Annotated in this window: 13 protein-coding genes and 1 pseudogene; 9 read left to right on the top strand and 5 right to left on the bottom strand. The window is 70.9% G+C overall.

Annotated elements, in window-relative coordinates; genetic code table 11:
- Window positions 1–9 precede the first annotated feature (9 nt).
- A complete protein-coding gene (locus AB0D85_RS24670) occupies window positions 10–1,350 on the top strand; it encodes an esterase-like activity of phytase family protein (protein ID WP_362323896.1) in 1,341 nt (446 codons plus the stop codon).
- Here AB0D85_RS24670 and AB0D85_RS24665 read toward each other — a convergent pair whose 3' ends face one another.
- The gene (locus AB0D85_RS24665) at window positions 1,351–1,986 is read right to left on the bottom strand and encodes a hypothetical protein (RefSeq protein WP_362323894.1); all 636 of its coding nucleotides are present in this window, start codon (window positions 1,984–1,986) and stop codon (window positions 1,351–1,353) included.
- 184 nt (window positions 1,987–2,170) lie between these two features.
- The gene (gene xylA / locus AB0D85_RS24660; protein WP_362323892.1) at window positions 2,171–3,337 is read right to left on the bottom strand and encodes a xylose isomerase; all 1,167 of its coding nucleotides are present in this window, start codon (window positions 3,335–3,337) and stop codon (window positions 2,171–2,173) included.
- 216 nt (window positions 3,338–3,553) lie between these two features.
- On the opposite strand from xylA, the gene xylB reads away from it, so the two are divergent.
- The 7 genes from xylB to AB0D85_RS24625 all read left to right on the top strand — a co-directional run bounded on the left by xylB (window position 3,554) and on the right by AB0D85_RS24625 (window position 12,578).
- Window positions 3,554–4,999, top strand: coding sequence for a xylulokinase (xylB, locus tag AB0D85_RS24655; protein ID WP_362323890.1), 1,446 nt, complete (start codon window positions 3,554–3,556; stop codon window positions 4,997–4,999).
- A gap of 61 nt (window positions 5,000–5,060) precedes the next feature.
- Window positions 5,061–6,269, top strand: a complete 1,209-nt coding sequence (locus AB0D85_RS24650) for an ROK family transcriptional regulator (RefSeq protein WP_362323887.1) — start codon at window positions 5,061–5,063, stop codon at window positions 6,267–6,269.
- Between the two features lie 204 nt (window positions 6,270–6,473).
- A complete protein-coding gene (locus tag AB0D85_RS24645; protein WP_362323885.1) occupies window positions 6,474–7,961 on the top strand; it encodes an APC family permease in 1,488 nt (495 codons plus the stop codon).
- Window positions 7,958–8,971 carry an acetamidase/formamidase family protein gene (locus AB0D85_RS24640; RefSeq protein WP_362323882.1) on the top strand — a complete coding sequence of 338 codons (1,014 nt, stop codon included), beginning with the start codon at window positions 7,958–7,960 and terminating at the stop codon, window positions 8,969–8,971. The genes AB0D85_RS24645 and AB0D85_RS24640 overlap by 4 nt, the downstream gene beginning before the upstream one ends.
- A 47-nt stretch (window positions 8,972–9,018) precedes the next feature.
- A complete protein-coding gene (locus AB0D85_RS24635; RefSeq protein ID WP_362323880.1) occupies window positions 9,019–9,624 on the top strand; it encodes an N-acetylmuramoyl-L-alanine amidase in 606 nt (201 codons plus the stop codon).
- A gap of 77 nt (window positions 9,625–9,701) precedes the next feature.
- A complete protein-coding gene (locus AB0D85_RS24630; protein ID WP_362323877.1) occupies window positions 9,702–10,958 on the top strand; it encodes a GAF domain-containing protein in 1,257 nt (418 codons plus the stop codon).
- A gap of 96 nt (window positions 10,959–11,054) precedes the next feature.
- On the top strand, window positions 11,055–12,578 hold the full coding sequence (locus AB0D85_RS24625; protein ID WP_362323873.1) for an aldehyde dehydrogenase family protein: 1,524 nt from the start codon (window positions 11,055–11,057) through the stop codon (window positions 12,576–12,578).
- Between the two features lie 203 nt (window positions 12,579–12,781).
- Here the strand turns inward: AB0D85_RS24625 and AB0D85_RS24620 are convergent.
- The 3 genes and pseudogenes from AB0D85_RS24620 to AB0D85_RS24610 form a co-directional block, all read right to left on the bottom strand.
- Window positions 12,782–12,961 (bottom strand): annotated as a pseudogene (locus AB0D85_RS24620) (integrase); the annotation flags it as partial.
- 192 nt (window positions 12,962–13,153) lie between these two features.
- Entirely contained in the window at window positions 13,154–13,480 is a 327-nt protein-coding gene (locus AB0D85_RS24615) for a hypothetical protein (RefSeq protein ID WP_362323870.1), read from the bottom strand.
- Between the two features lie 321 nt (window positions 13,481–13,801).
- Window positions 13,802–14,011, bottom strand: a complete 210-nt coding sequence (locus AB0D85_RS24610; RefSeq protein WP_362323867.1) for a hypothetical protein — start codon at window positions 14,009–14,011, stop codon at window positions 13,802–13,804.
- A 605-nt stretch (window positions 14,012–14,616) separates the two neighbouring features.
- Here AB0D85_RS24610 and AB0D85_RS24605 point away from each other — a divergent pair.
- Entirely contained in the window at window positions 14,617–15,513 is an 897-nt protein-coding gene (locus AB0D85_RS24605) for an alpha/beta hydrolase (RefSeq protein ID WP_362324122.1), read from the top strand.
- Window positions 15,514–15,582: the final 69 nt, after the last annotated feature.

Raw genomic sequence — 15,582 nt, 5'->3', positions numbered from 1 at the left:
GGAGGCCCGATGTCCCCGCACGCCACCGGCAGTCGCCGCGTCCACCGTTCCGTCGTGACGGGCCTGCCCCTGGCCCTGGCCGCCGCCCTCGTGGCGGCGGGCACGGCCACCGCCTCGCCGTCCGGCGAGGCGCAGGTCGTCCGCACGGCGACCCTCGGCGACATCCCGCTCGGCACCTTCAGCAACGCGCTGCTGCCGGGCAGTGTGGACAACGACCGGGGTATCGACCTCGGCGGCATCGGCAGCGACATCTACCCGGCCGGCCGCAAGGGCGAATACTGGACGGTCACCGACCGCGGCCCCAACGGCCAGATCAAGGTCGACGGCAAGAAGCGACGCACGTTCCCGGTGCCCGGTTTCGACCCGGCGATCGTGAAGGTCCGGGTCGCCGGTGACCGCCTCGATGTGATCGACGCGATCCCGATCACCACCTCCTCGGGCAAGGCCGTCACCGGGCTGTCCAACCAGGCAGGCCGGGACGAGGCGCCGTACTCCTACGACGCCAAGACCCCGCTGTCGTACAACCCGAACGGTCTGGACACCGAGGGCATCGTGCGCGCGGCGGACGGATCCTTCTGGGTCGTCGACGAGTACGGGCCGTCGCTGGTGCACGTCTCCGCGCGCGGGAAGGTGCTGACCCGTTACGTGCCCAAGGGGCTGAACCTCACCGGCGCCGACTACCCCGTGGTGGAGGCGCTGCCGTCCGTCTTCCTGCACCGGAAGATCAACCGCGGCTTCGAGGGCCTCGCCCTGCTGCCCGACGGTGATCTCGTGATGGCCCTGCAGAGCCCGCTCTCCCTGCCGGACGGAGACGCGGGGGACGCCTCTCGCACGACCCGTCTGCTGCGGTTCTCGCCCCGCAAGCAGGCGGTCACGGCCGAGTACGCCTACCGGTTCGACCCGGTGAACGTGGTGGACCCGAGCGAGGACGACACGTCCGAGCTGAAGATCTCGTCGATCGTGGCCGTGGGCGGTGACCGACTGCTGGTCGAGGAGCGCACCGACAAGGCGGCGCGGCTGGAGTCGGTGAAGCTGGACCGCAGGTCGAACATCCTCGGCGGCGCCTACGACGACGCCACCACCTCTCCGTCGCTGGAGCAGCTGGAGGACCCGGCCGCCGCCGGTGTGCCGGTGCTCGACAAGCGTCTCGTAGTCGACCTGAACACGGTGACCGGGGTGCCGCTGAAGATCGAGGGCATCGCGCGCGTGGACCACGACACGCTCGCCCTGATCAACGACAACGACTTCGGGATGACCGACGGGACGGGCGCCTTCGACGCACAGGGCCGCCTGGTCGACAGCGGTATCGAGACGACCCTGGTGTACGTCCGGCTGTCCAAGGGGCTGTAGTCAGCCCAGCAGCGAGGGCAGCAGAGAGTCCAGACCGCTCGGGAAGTCGCTCGGGAACTCGCTGGGGAGTTCCGAAGGCAGCACCGAGGGCAGTCCGCTCGGCAGCCGCGAGGGCAGGCTGCTGGGCAGCTCGGTCGGGAGGCTGAAGGAGGGCCCGGGCGAGCCGGAGGTGCTCGGGCTGCTCATGGTCGGCTTCTTGCCGGGTGAGCCGTCGCCGCCGGACGCCATCAGGACGACGACGGCGACGGCCACGGCGGCCACCAGCAGGGCGAGCACGGCGAACAGCGGGCCCCTGCGCCGGCGGGGCGGCTCCGGGGGCGGAGGGTGCCAGCCGACGGCGGTGGGCGGATCGTAGTCCCCGGGCGGCGCGCCGAAACCACCGTGCGGGGGTTGCTCGCGTCCGTCGTCCGGGGGCGGCCCGAAGCCGGCCTGCCGATGCGCCCCGTAGCCGGTGTCCGAGGGCAACCCGTAGCCGTCGTCCGGGGGCGCCCCGAAACCCCCGCCGGGAGGCGGACCGAAGCCGCCGCCCGCCGGTGGTCCGAATCCGCCGTGCGGAGGCGGGTCGTAGCCTCCGTCCGGGGGCGGGGTGCCATCCGGCGGGCCGGGCGGGCGGGGCGGTACGGGCGGCATGGCCATACCGTCAAGAGTCACCGCGTACCGGTCATCGCGCGAGCCCTGCACGGGAGTTGATACGGACTCATACCCTGGACCGCATGATTCCGGAGCATTTCCCACGAGAACCGGCCATCCGGATACAGGTAGCGACACGCGCGCGTGAGGGCTTCCGCTGCGAAAGCGGCCCCCACGCGCGCGTGCGTGTTCAGCCCCGGGCGCCGAGCAGGTGGTCCATCGCCAGCTGGTCGAGCTGCTCGAAGGCCATCCCGCGTGCGGCGGCCGCGTCCGCGTCGAACTCCTCGAAGGCCGCGCGGTCGGCGAGGAGCGCCTGGAGGCCGTCCGCGGCGGTCGGCTGGGCCAGCTGGTCCAGGCGGGAGGCGCGCAGGGCCTCCTGGACCTCCGGGTCCGCACGGAAGGCGGCCGCGCGCTCCTTGAGGATCAGGTAGTTGCGCATGCAGCCGGCGGCCGACGCCCACACGCCGTCGAAGTCCTCGGTCCGCGGCGGCTTGAAGTCGAAGTGCTTCGGGCCCTCGTAACCGGCGCTCTCCAGCAGGTCGACCAGCCAGAAGGCGGCACGCAGGTCGCCGGCGCCGAAGCGCAGGTCCTGGTCGTACTTGATGCCGGACTGGCCGTTGAGGTCGATGTGGAAGAGCTTGCCCGCCCACAGGGCCTGGGCGATGCCGTGCGGGAAGTTAAGGCCCGCCATCTGCTCGTGGCCGACCTCGGGGTTGACGCCGTACAGCTCGGGGCGCTCCAGGCGCTCGATGAACGCGAGCGCGTGGCCGACGGTGGGCAGCAGGATGTCGCCGCGGGGCTCGTTCGGCTTGGGCTCGATGGCGAAGCGCAGGTCGTAGCCCTGGGAGGTGACGTACTCGCCGAGGAGGTCGAAGGCCTCCTTCATGCGGTCGAGGGCCACCCGGACGTCCTTGGCGGCGCCGGACTCGGCGCCCTCGCGGCCGCCCCAGGCGACGTACGTCTTGGCGCCCAGCTCGGCGGCCAGGTCGATGTTGCGGATGGTCTTGCGCAGCGCGTAGCGGCGGACCTCGCGGTCGTTCGCGGTGAACGCGCCGTCCTTGAAGACCGGGTGCGTGAAGAGGTTGGTGGTGGCCATCGGGACCGTCATGCCGGTCGTGTCGAGGGCCTGGCGGAAGCGCTTGATGTGCGATTCACGCTCGGTGTCCGAGGACCCGAAGGGGATCAGGTCGTCGTCGTGGAACGTCACACCGTAGGCGCCCAGTTCGGACAGGCGCTGCACCGTCTCGACCGGGTCGAGGGCGCGGCGGGTGGCGTCGCCGAAGGGGTCCCTTCCCTGCCAGCCGACGGTCCACAGGCCGAAGGTGAACCTGTCCTCGGGGGTGGGCTGGAAGCTCATGCCGCGGCTCCTTGCTTGATGCCTGTGCTCGATGAGTGTGCTGATGACTACGGGCCGACTATTTCGTCATGGCCGTTTACAAATTAGTATGCCGACGCATCCCTGGGAAGGGTCACCCTGTCCCCAACGGATGAAATCCGGGTCGCGACACCCCGGTAAACCAGGAAAACTGCAGGTCAGGCAAACCGCGAGGCGCGGAAAAAGGGAGAGAGCCCGATGTCAGCAGCCGAGGGTCCGCTCGTCGTCGGCGTGGACACGTCCACCCAGTCCACCAAGGCGCTGGTGGTCGACGCGTCCACCGGAGAGATCGTGGCGAGCGGCCAGGCGCCGCACACCGTCTCCTCCGGGGCGGGTCGGGAGAGCGACCCGCGCCAGTGGTGGGACGCGCTGTGCGAGGCGCTGCGCCAGTGCGGGGACGCCGCACGCGAGGCGGCGGCCGTGTCGATCGGCGGACAACAGCACGGTCTGGTGACGCTGGACGAGCGGGGCGAGCCGGTACGGCCCGCGCTGCTGTGGAACGACGTCCGTTCGGCGCCCCAGGCGCAGCGGCTGATCGAGGAGCTGGGCGGCCCGAAGGCATGGGCGGAGCGCACAGGCAGTGTGCCGGGCGCGTCGTTCACGGTCACCAAGTGGGCCTGGCTGGCGGAGCACGAACCGGAGGCGGTCCGCGCGACCAGGGCCGTACGGCTCCCCCACGACTACCTCACCGAGCGGCTGACCGGGCAGGGCACGACCGACCGCGGTGACGCCTCCGGCACCGGCTGGTGGGCGTCGGCGACCGAGGCGTACGACGCGGAGACCCTGGCGCATGTGGGCCTGGACCCGTCGTTCCTGCCCCGGGTGGTCCGGCCGGGCGAGATCGCCGGCACCGTCCGGGACAGCCACGACCTGCCGTTCTCCAAGGGCACCCTGGTCGCTCCCGGGACGGGCGACAACGCGGCGGCGGCGCTCGGCCTCGGGCTGCGCCCGGGCACCCCGGTGCTGAGCCTCGGCACCTCGGGCACGGTGTACGCCGTCTCGAAGCACCGGCCCGCCGACCCCACGGGCACAGTGGCGGGCTTCGCCGACGCGCACGGCGACTGGCTGCCGCTGGCCTGCACCCTGAACTGCACCCTGGCGGTCGACCGGGTCGCGGCGCTCCTCGGGCTGGACCGCGAGGCCGTCGAGCCGGGCACCTCGGTCACCCTGCTGCCGTACCTGGACGGCGAACGCACCCCGAACCTGCCGAACGCCTCCGGGCTGCTGCACGGTCTGCGCCACGACACCACCGCCGGCCAGCTCCTCCAGGCGGCCTACGACGGCGCCGTGCACGCCCTGCTGGGCGCCCTGGACCTGGTGCTCGACGAGGACGCCGACCGGACCACCCCGCTACTGCTGATCGGCGGCGGCGCCCGCGGCCGGGCCTGGCAGGAGACGGTACGGCGGCTGTCGGGACGTCCGGTGCAGGTGCCCGAGGCGAAGGAGCTGGTCGCGCTGGGCGCCGCCGCGCAGGCGGCCGGGCTGCTGACCGGCGAGGACCCGGCGGCGGTGGCACGGCGCTGGAACACCGACGCGGGGCCCGTGCTGGACGCGGTGGAGCGGGACGACGCGACGCTGGCCAGGATCTCCGGGGTACTCTCCGACGCGGCCCCGCTCCTGGAGCGGGCGCCGGAGGACCGCTGATCGGCGGAGAACTGTCCAGAGAGCTGATGGGCGGAGGACCGTCCAGAGGATTGAGGGAGGCATGACCGCACCGCTGCACGAGGCCCGCCCGACGACGACCGGCCGTGCCCTGCCGGACACCCAGCAGGGCATGCGCCGGCGCAACCTCGCGCGCGTGATGCACGCGGTCAGCGCCGAGGGCTCGCTGTCGCGGGCCGCGGTCGCCTCGCGCATCGGTCTGACCAGGGCGGCGGTGTCGACCCTGGTGGACGAGCTGGTCCGCTGGGGCCTCCTGGAGGAGCTGGGCCCGGAGCGGCCCAGCCGGGTCGGGCGGCCGGGCTCGGCGCTCGCGGTGAGCGGGCGCGGTCCGGCCGGTGTCGGGGCGGAGGTCGGGGTCGACCATCTCGCCGTGTGCGCGGTGGACCTGCGTGGCGAGGTACGCGCGCGTGCCGTGCGGCACGGCACCAACCGGGGCCGGGATCCACGGCCGGTGGTCGAGGAGCTGACCGTGCTGGTCCGGCAGGTCGTGGCCGAAGCGGAGCAGGAGAGACTGTGGCCGGCCGGTCTCGCGGTCGCCGTCCCCGGTCTGGTGGCCCGCGACGGGCACACGGTCGTCCACGCCCCGAACCTCGACTGGCACGACACCGACCTCGGCGCGCTGCTGCCCGCCGGCTTCCCGCTGACGGTGGACAACGAGGCCAACTTCGGCGCCCTGGCCGAGCTGTGGCTGGGGGACGCCACTCCCCACGACTTCCTGCATGTGTCCGCGGAGATCGGTATCGGCGCCGCGGTCGTCGTGGACGGCCAACTGCTGCGCGGGAAGCGCGGTTTCGCGGGCGAGCTCGGTCATGTGCCGGTCCACCCCGACGGGCCGCGCTGCGCCTGCGGCGGACGCGGGTGCCTGGAGCAGTACGCCGGAGAAGAGGCGGTGCTGCGCGCGGCCGGCCTCGAATCCCGCGAGGACGCGGTCGGCCTGCTCGCGCAGCGGGCGGGCGAGGACCACGAGGGAGTACGACGCGCCCTGCGCGACGCCGGTACGGCCCTGGGCATCGCCCTGACCGGTGCCGTCAACCTCCTCGACCCCGAGTCCGTGGTCCTGGGCGGCGCCCTGGCCGGTCTCGCCCCCTGGCTCCTTCCCGCTCTGGAAGCCGAACTGGCCGACCGTACAACAGGCCCGGCCTGCCCGGTCTCCGTCTCCCGCCTGGGCCCCGAGGGTCCCCTCCTGGGCGCGGCCCACTCGGTGGTCCGCGCCGTGCTGGACGATCCGGCGACGGTGGCGGAACGGGTCTGACACGGGCGGAGCGGCGAGGTCCGTGACCTCCGGGTGAGGCCCGCACGGCTCCCCTTCACCCGTTCGAGTGGCGGGGTTTTCCACAATCCCCGCCCCGTCCCCGGAACCACCCGGCGCTCTTCTGCCCGACCCGCAAGCGCCGTACCGTGATTCACGCGAAGCACTCCGCCGGCTCGGAGGAAACGCGCACGTCAGGGGGGACTCATGTCGGGAGAGATGGCCGCGGGACTGCGGCGGGACGCGGTCGGGTTGCGGGAGGTTCTGTTCCAGAGCATCACGGCGATGGCGCCTGCCGCCGCCGTCGCCGCGTCCATTCCGTCGGGGGCGGCCTTCGCCGGCGGCAGTCTGCCGCTGTCGGTGGTGATCGCTCTGGTGGCGTGTCTGTTCACGGCCTCCTGTGTGGCCGAGCTGGCGCGGGAGTTACCCGCCGCGGGGTCCGTGGCCACGTATGCGGCGCGGGGGCTGCATCCGGCGGTGGGGTTCCTGGTCGGCTGGGGCTATGTGTTCGTGGAGGCGCTGGTTCCGCCGTTGCTGCTGCTCCAGCTGGGGTTCACCACCGCGGGGACCCTGCACGACGAGTGGGCCTCCTACCCGGCGGACCTGTGGTGGCCGTGGTCGCTCGCCGGCGCCGCCGTCATCGCCGTCACCGGATATCTGGGGGTGCGTGCCTCGGCCCGTTTCGGGACCGTCCTCGGGGTCTTCGAGATCGCGGTCTTCCTCGTCTTCGCCGTGTGGCTGATCGCCAGGGCGGGAAGCGACAACACCCTCTCCGTGTTCGGTACTTCGCACACCGCGCACGGCTACCAGGGCATCAGCGGAGTCTTCGCGGGCTCCGTGTACACCGTGCTGGCCTTCGCGGGTTTCGAGGCGGCCGCGCCCCTCGCGGAGGAGACCCGCGACCCGCGTCGCACGATGCACCGCGCGGTGCTCGGCGCCGCCCTGGGGATCGGTCTGTTCTATGTGGTGACGACCTATGCGATGACCGTGTACTTCGGCCCGGACCGGTTCGCCTCCTTCGGGGCGGCGGGCGACGCCTCCTGGGAGGGTGTCGCCCGGGCCTCCTTCGGGCTCTTCTGGGTCCTGGTGTTCCTCGCGGTGGTGAATTCGACGATCGCCAACGCCAACGCCTGTGCCAACGTGTCCACGCGGACGGCCTTCGCGCTGGCCCGTATCCGGGTCCTCCCGCGTGTCCTCGCCACCCTCCATCCCCGCTACCGCTCCCCCGTCGTCGGCATCGCGGTCCAGACGGTCGTGGCGGTCGGCGCCGTGCTCGGACTGGGCTTCGGCTATGACCCGGTGACCGCGTTCCTGCTGCTCGCCACGGTGATCGTCACGGTCGTCGTCGGTGTCTACATCGTCGTCAACCTCGCCTGCGCGGGCTACTTCCTGCGCCGCGGCCGCGCGTCCCTCGAACCGGTACGGCACCTTCTCCTCCCGTTGCTGGGCATCGTGGCCTTCGTGCCCGCTCTGCTCACCGCGGCCGGCCTGCCCGTCTTCGACTTCGTGACGAAGCTGACCGCCCCGGTGTCGTACGCCGGTCCGGTCGTCGGTGTCTGGATGGCGGCCGGGGTGGTCGTGCTCCTGGTGCTGATACGCCGTCACCCCGAGCGCATAGCCGAGACCGCGCGTGTCCATCTCGACGAGGACGCCCCTGGCGTCACCGCCCCGAAGAACGGAGGCCTTCCGCGATGACCGATCCCCGGATCCTCACCGTCCGGCCCGGACCCGACGACTACGCGTGGACGTTCGGTGGAGCGCCGCCGGTGGCCCGGATCGCGCCCGGCACGGTTCTCGACCTGTACACGGAGGACTGCTTCGCCGGACGGGTGCGGTCGGAGAAGGACCTGGTGTCCGAGGTGTGCGAGTTCCCGTTCCTCAACCCGCAGACCGGGCCCTTCCACATCGAGGGCGCGGAGCCGGGCGACACCGTCGCCGTGCACTTCGTGTCGATCGAACCGGCCCGGGACTGGGCCGCGTCGACGACGGTCCCCCTGTTCGGCGCGCTCACCTCGACGCACACCACGGCCACCCTCCAGCCACCGCTGCCGGAGACGGTGTGGATCTGGCAGCTGGACCGGACCCGGCGCACGGCCCTGTTCCGGGCGCGCGAGGGCGGCATCGAGCTGGAGCTGCCGCTGGACCCGATGCACGGCACGGTCGGGGTGGCCCCGGCCAATCTGGAGGTCCGCTCCGCCCTGGTGCCCGACGCGCACGGCGGGAACATGGACACGCCCGAGATGCGGGCGGGTGTCACCTGCTATCTCGGGGTGAACGTCGAGGGCGCGCTGCTCAGTCTCGGCGACGGGCACGCCCGGCAGGGCGAGGGCGAGACCTGCGGGGTGGCCGTCGAGTGCGCGATGAACACCGTGGTGATCGTCGAGCTCCTGAAGGGGATCGCGACTCCGTGGCCCCGGCTGGAGTCGGACACGCACATCGTCTCGACGGGTTCGGCGCGTCCCCTGGAGGACGCCTTCCGGATATCGCAGCTCGACCTGGTGCAGTGGCTGGTGCGCGACTACGGGTTCGGCGAGCTGGACGCTTACCAGTACGTGACGCAGGCGGTGGAATCGCCGTTGGCCAACGTGTGCGACACCAACTACACATGCGTGGCGAAGATCCGCAAGGAGTGGCTGCCCGGACGCGAGACTTACCGCGGACTGCACGCGCGGCTGCGCGAGACGGCGGCAGCCCTTCGCCCCTGACCGCACTTCCCCGTACCTCGGGCACGCATCCGAAAGGCACCCCATCCATGGACCGGGCACGACCGCTCCCCAGCAGGCGACGGCTCCTGAAGGGCGCTGTCCTCGCCGCCGTCCCGTACGCGCTGCTCCCCGAGACCCGTGCGGGCGCGCAGACCGGAGTCGTCGACTATCCGTCGGCCGAGTGGCAGGCGGCGAGCAGCGAGAACCGCACGTCGGCCAAGCGGCCCGACGACTACGCGATCGACCGTGTGATCATCCATGTCACGCAGCAGTCGTACGCGGGCACGCTGTCCATCTTCCAGAACCCGAGGAGCCGCGTGTCCGCGCACTATCTGGTCCGCTCGGCCGACGGTCATGTCGCGCAGTGCGTACGGGAGTCCGATGTTGCCTGGCACGCGGGAAACTGGGACTACAACACGCGCAGCGTCGGCATCGAGCACGAGGGCTGGGTGGACAAGCCGGAGTACTTCACCGCCGCCCTGTACGCGGAATCGGCGCGGCTGACGGCGTCGATCTGCGCCAGACACGGCATCCCGAAGGACCGCGACCACATCATCGGCCATGTCGAGGTGCCGGGGACCGATCACACCGACCCGGGGAAGCACTGGGACTGGGTCCGCTACATGAGACTGGTGGGCCTGTCCTCGGAGTGAGGGCGGTCGAAACGGTTGTCGGCGCGAACACCCCGAGTGACGATGTCCCCAGCCGCATCGCTGTCGGGGAGGCCGAGTTGACCGATCCGTGGGTGGCCCTGGAGCCGGGGGCCGACCCTGCCGAACGCGTCCGGGCGCTGCGCCGGGCGCATGAGACGTTCACGACCGTGGGCACCGTGCCGCGGCCGGTGCGGTCGGTGGTGGCAGAGTCGTGGCGGCGTTCGGCGCGCGCCGGGGTGGGACCGGACGGCACGGCGCGGGTGGAGCTGACGGACGGCGATCTCGGGGCCTATCGGGCGGAGCATCCGCTGGCCAGGGTGATGCCGCTGTTCCGGGAGCTGATGGGCACGTTCGCGGCGGACGGCGAGCATCTGCTGGCGGTGTGCGACGCGGACGGCAGGCTGTTGTGGGTCGAGGGGCATCCGGCGACGCGGCGGCAGGCGGACCGGATGAACTTCGTGCCGGGCGCACGCTGGTCGGAGACCGCGGTGGGCACCAACGCGCCGGGGACGGCGGTGGCCGTGGACCGGCCGGTGCAGGTGTTCGCGGCGGAGCATTTCATCCGCCGGGTGCAGCCGTGGACGTGTGCGGCGGCTCCGGTGCACGATCCGCGGACCGGACGGGTGCTGGGCGCGGTCGACATCACCGGCGGCGACCGGCTGGCGCATCCGCACAGCCTGGGTTTCGTCCAGGCGGTGGCGCGGGCCGCCGAGTCGCAGCTGGCACTGCTCGATCCGCCGACGCCGGCCGACGAGGCGCCCGCGCTGACGGCGCTCGGCCGTGACGAGGCCGAGCTCCGGCTGGACGGACGCCGGATCAGGCTCGGCCGCCGGCACAGCGAGCTGCTGGTTCTGCTGTCCCGGCACCCGGAGGGGCTGACCGGCGACGAGCTGCTGTGCGCGCTGTACGAGGACGAGTCGGTGACGCCGGTGACGCTACGGGCCGAACTGGCCCGGCTGCGGCGGCTGCTCGGCCCGGGGCTGCTCGCCTCCCGGCCGTACCGGCTCACCGCTCCGGTCGGCTCCGACGCGGCCGTGGTGGAGCGGCGGCTGGAGGCAGGGGCGGTGACGGCGGCCGTGGGGGCCTACGCCGGACCGCTGCTGCCGGGTTCGCAGGCGCCCGCGGTCGTACGGCTCAGGCAGCGGCTGGCGGACGGGCTGCGGGCCGCGCTGATCGCGTGCCAGGACCCCGACCTGCTGGCGGAGTGGGCGCACGCTCCCTGGGGCGAGGAGGACGTCGAGGTGTGGCGGGCGCTCGCGGCGGTTCGGCCGACGGCGGTCGTACGCAGCCGGTTGACCGCGCTGGAGTCCGAGCTGGCGGCACCCGGGCGCTGACCTGCGACGCAACGTGGGCGCAACGTCCGCGCCCCTAGCCTCCGCGCCGGGAGCTGCCCAACGGCGGGCAGCGCATCTGCAAGGAGGCAGGCCATCATGACCCGTTACGCGGCGCCCGGCACCGAGGGCGCGATCGTCTCCTACCAGGCGCGCTACGACCACTTCATCGGCGGCGAGTACGTGCCGCCGGCCCGCGGACAGTACTTCGAGAACCCGTCGCCGGTGAACGGGCAGCCGTTCACCGAGGTCGCGCGAGGGACCGCCGAGGACGTGGAGCGGGCACTGGACGCGGCGCACGCGGCCGCGCCGGGCTGGGGCCGTACTTCGGTGACGGGGCGTTCCGACATCCTCCTCAAGATCGCCGACCGGATGGAGGCGCACCTCGAACAGCTCGCGGTCGCCGAGAGCTGGGAGAACGGCAAGCCGGTACGTGAGACGCTGGCCGCCGACATCCCCCTCGCCATCGACCACTTCCGCTACTTCGCGGGGGCGATCCGCGCGCAGGAGGGTTCGCTGAGCGAGGTCGACGACGACACCGTGGCGTACCACTTCCACGAGCCGCTCGGGGTCGTGGCGCAGATCATCCCCTGGAACTTCCCCATCCTGATGGCCACATGGAAGCTCGCACCGGCCCTCGCCGCCGGAAACGCGGTCGTCATCAAGCCCGCCGAGCAGACCCCGGCGTCCATCCACTACTGGATGAGCCTGATCGCGGACCTGCTGCCGCCGGGCGTGGTGAACATCGTCAACGGCTTCGGCGTGGAGGCGGGCAAGCCGCTGGCGTCCAGCCCTCGCGTGGCGAAGGTCGCCTTCACCGGCGAGACCACCACCGGGCGGCTGATCATGCAGTACGCCTCGGAGAACATCAAGCCGGTGACCCTGGAGCTCGGCGGCAAGTCCCCGAACATCTTCTTCGACGACGTCTGGGCGCACAACGACGACTTCCGCGACAAGGCCCTCGAAGGCTTCACGATGTTCGCGCTCAACCAGGGCGAGGTCTGCACCTGCCCGTCCCGGGCCCTCGTCCAGCGCGGCAACTACGCCGAGTTCATGGAGGCGGCGGTCGCCCGCACCCGCCAGATCAAGCCGGGCCATCCCCTCGACACGGAGACGATGATCGGCGCGCAGGCCTCCAACGACCAGCTGGAGAAGATCCTCTCCTACCTGGACATCGGCCGGCAGGAGGGCGCGAAGGTCCTCACAGGCGGCGAACGCGTCGAGTACGACGGCGAGTTGAAGGGCGGCTACTACGTCCAGCCGACCATCTTCGAGGGCGGCAACCGCATGCGGATCTTCCAGGAGGAGATCTTCGGCCCGGTCGTCTCGGTGACGTCCTTCGACGACTTCGACGACGCGATCAAGATCGCCAACGACACGCTCTACGGCCTCGGAGCGGGCGTCTGGACCCGCGACATCAACACCGCGTACCGCGCGGGCCGCGCGATCCAGGCGGGCCGGGTGTGGACGAACTGCTACCACGCGTACCCGGCGCACGCGGCGTTCGGCGGCTACAAGCAGTCCGGGATCGGCCGCGAGACCCACAAGATGATGCTGGACCACTACCAGCAGACCAAGAATCTGCTTGTGTCGTACTCGCCAAAGAAGCTCGGCTTCTTCTAGACGCACGTGAAAGGGTGCCTGACCTGGGAGTTCTTCCTGTCAGGCACCCTACTCCGGCACTGTTCGGGCAGTAGAACGAAAAGGTGCCCTACTGCAGTCTTATCCCACTGGTGTCCCAGCCTTGCCCACATGATCCGGAATATTTCCGGACCAGATTCCGGCCACCCAGCCTCATCCGAAGAGGGGAAGCCCTCCCAACGATTCATCGCTTCCTCGATCAACTGATTGGCATGATCTCGGGTTCCGGCCAGGAACTTCGCGTAGTAGCGGAAGAGGACCAGGATGCTCTGGCCTGCCCTACGGGCGCATTCTGCGGGGTCCACCCCGGAGGCCAGCCAGAAGGAGATGCCGGCGTGTCGCAGGTCGTAGGGCCGCTTGGCGAGGTTCAGGACCACGGCGTCGGCAGGCCCAACCTGGCTCAGGCCTGCTGACGCCGCTCCCTGCGTACGGCTAGGACCTCTGTGCCGGAAGTGGAATTGCAACCAGCTGCCGGACCCAGGCGGACTCCTTGCCCGGCCGTAGGCGTCTGAGTCCTTACAGCCCGCAGGCGCGCCTGTGGTGCACAGGCGCCTGTTTCACACCTCTTGTGCCTGCCGGCCCTCGAGTTCCCGCCTGGCGGCAAACGCTTTCGCCAGCACCTTGGTTCGGTAGGGATTCGCGGCGTCCAGGGCCGATGCCACCGCAACCGCCTCGCCCAACAGAGCCAGTCGCTGCTCGGGTAGCTCCCGCACCAGCGACGACGCGCTGGCCTCCACCAGAACGTAAGCCAGCTTCGACCCGTACACCTCCGGCTCGACCTGCGCCAGCAGGCGGTAGATCCGCAACCCCTCCACGCCGCGTACCACCCGCTGGTTGGCACTGAGCAACTGGACCCTCGCCCGCATGACCATGTCCTGATCCATCGGTCCCCCTCCGTTCCCTCACCCCCACCTGCACCCGTCCCACGACGAGACAGCACGACGAACGCGCCGGCACCCGAGAACGGATGCCGACACGGACGTCGGAGAGTGGATGACGACGAGTCTGCGGGCAGGCCACCACCTGGGACAAGCCTGAACGAACGTGCGCTCCGTCCTACCGCAAACCACGTCCGAGCAGGCATGATGGACCTGACACTCACTCAACCTCCGAGCCCCACCCGCAACGCGATGCCGAGCGGTGAGTTGAGGACCCGACCGAATGTTGTCCTCGTCTGCCGCTGTACTGCCTTCGCGATGTGAGGGTCAGCGAGGCGGGACGGCCTGCCGATGGGCGGTAAGCGCGCGGTGGTAGCCGTCGCTGGCCGACTCGTTGGCCGTCGCGATGACCCGGGTCTGCTCCAGAGTCAGCTTCGCCCCCCAGGCCGCCGACTCCAGGCACACGGTGAGCCAGCCGGAGCCGGCGTCGTACCCGACGGCGACGACGTGCCCAGCGAAGCGGATCTCCGAACTCACGGGTGCCAACAGGCGACTTGAACAGGAGATCGCGCAGCTTCAGCCGTTGAAGGAGCGAGTCGACGAACTGGAGAGGCACCTGGCTGTTGCCCGCAGCAGTCTGCGCAAAATGATCCGCGCGGAGAACGCCTGACCCGGACATCCGTCTCCACGACGACCCCTGACCAGTAGCTTCCTCTCTGGGACACCAATCGGCCTCGGCAATGATCCGTGATCAGGTAGGGTCCATGCCATGTCCTACATGTTCGTCCGCCGCCGGACCGCCTGAGACGTCTGTCGCCGCAGTCGCTCTGCGACCGGCGCCAGTCGAGGAACCCGCAGGAGACCACCGCGGTCCCAGGGCACTGCCCTGCGGGTATCGCTCGGCTCTGACCGTCGACGCGCACCGTTGCTGGTGAGCGCATCCACGTCGCGTGCTGCCTGTGGCGGCACGCCGTCATTGATCGCTGCCACCGTCTTGCGTGCGCCCGGCCACTGAACCGCGATGCTCCTGGCGACAGGCGCATCCGTTTCTCCCTTCAGTTTCGGCGGCTCACCGCGCCGGCAATCGGCCCATCAGCCATACCTGCCTGCCGCGCCGCCCACCGGACATTGGACCGACCCGTATGACATCTGTCTCCAGCAACGCCTCCCGTCCGCGACAGGCCCGCGATGCGAATACGACGTTCGTGCTCGTGCACGGCTCGTGCTCCAGTTCCTTGATGTGGGCCCCTGTCCAGCGCGAGCTCGCGCTGCTCGGCCGTCGCAGCTTCGCCGTCGATCTGCCGGGGCACGGCTTCGACGCGCAGTACCCGGCGGCCTACCAAGCCCCCCAGGACCTCGACGCGTGGGCGGCCGAGCCGTCGACACTGGCCGGGGTCACCCTGCAGGACAACATCGACATGGTCGTCGACGTCGTCCGACGGGTGGCCGAGCACGGACCGGTGGTCCTGGTGGGTGCCAGCCTCGGCGGAACCACTGTCACGGGCGTGGGCAACACGATCCCTCACCTCGTGAGTCGGCTCGTCTACATCTCCGCATGGTCGTGCGTGCAACGATCGAACCCCATCGAGTACATGCAGGAACCCGAGTTCGGCGACAATCTGCTCGCCCCACTGGCCGCGCTGAACGTCGGCAACCCCGCCGAACTCGGCGTCGGACGGGCCAACTACCGCACCGCCGACCCAAACCTGATCGCCGCCGCCAAGGCGGCGATCATGGCGGACGGCACCGACCAGCAGTTCCGGGCCTTCCTCAACATCCTGCAGCCGGACGAGTCCGTGGCCGTGATGATGTCCGACGCACGCGGCCACGCCGACACCTGGGGCACAATCCCCCGCACCTACATCCGCCTCGCCGACGACCGGACGCTTCCCGCAGCCATGCAGGACCGCCTGATCGCCGAAGCCGACGCCCTCACGCCCGACAATCCGTACGACGTGCATACCCTCACCACCAGCCACGTCGGTTTTCTGCTCAAACCGGCGGAAGTGGCCGACATCCTCGATCAACTGACCGTGTGACCCGGAAAGCACACACCACCAGCTAGCGCGTCGAAGAGGGCAGCCAACCGGCTGCCCCCTTCAATGAGA

The organism is Streptomyces sp. NPDC048277, assembly GCF_040652235.1.
Classification (GTDB): Bacteria; Actinomycetota; Actinomycetes; order Streptomycetales; family Streptomycetaceae; genus Streptomyces.
Note: the sequence above shows the minus strand (reverse complement) of the source record. Positions and strands in the feature narration are given on the sequence as shown.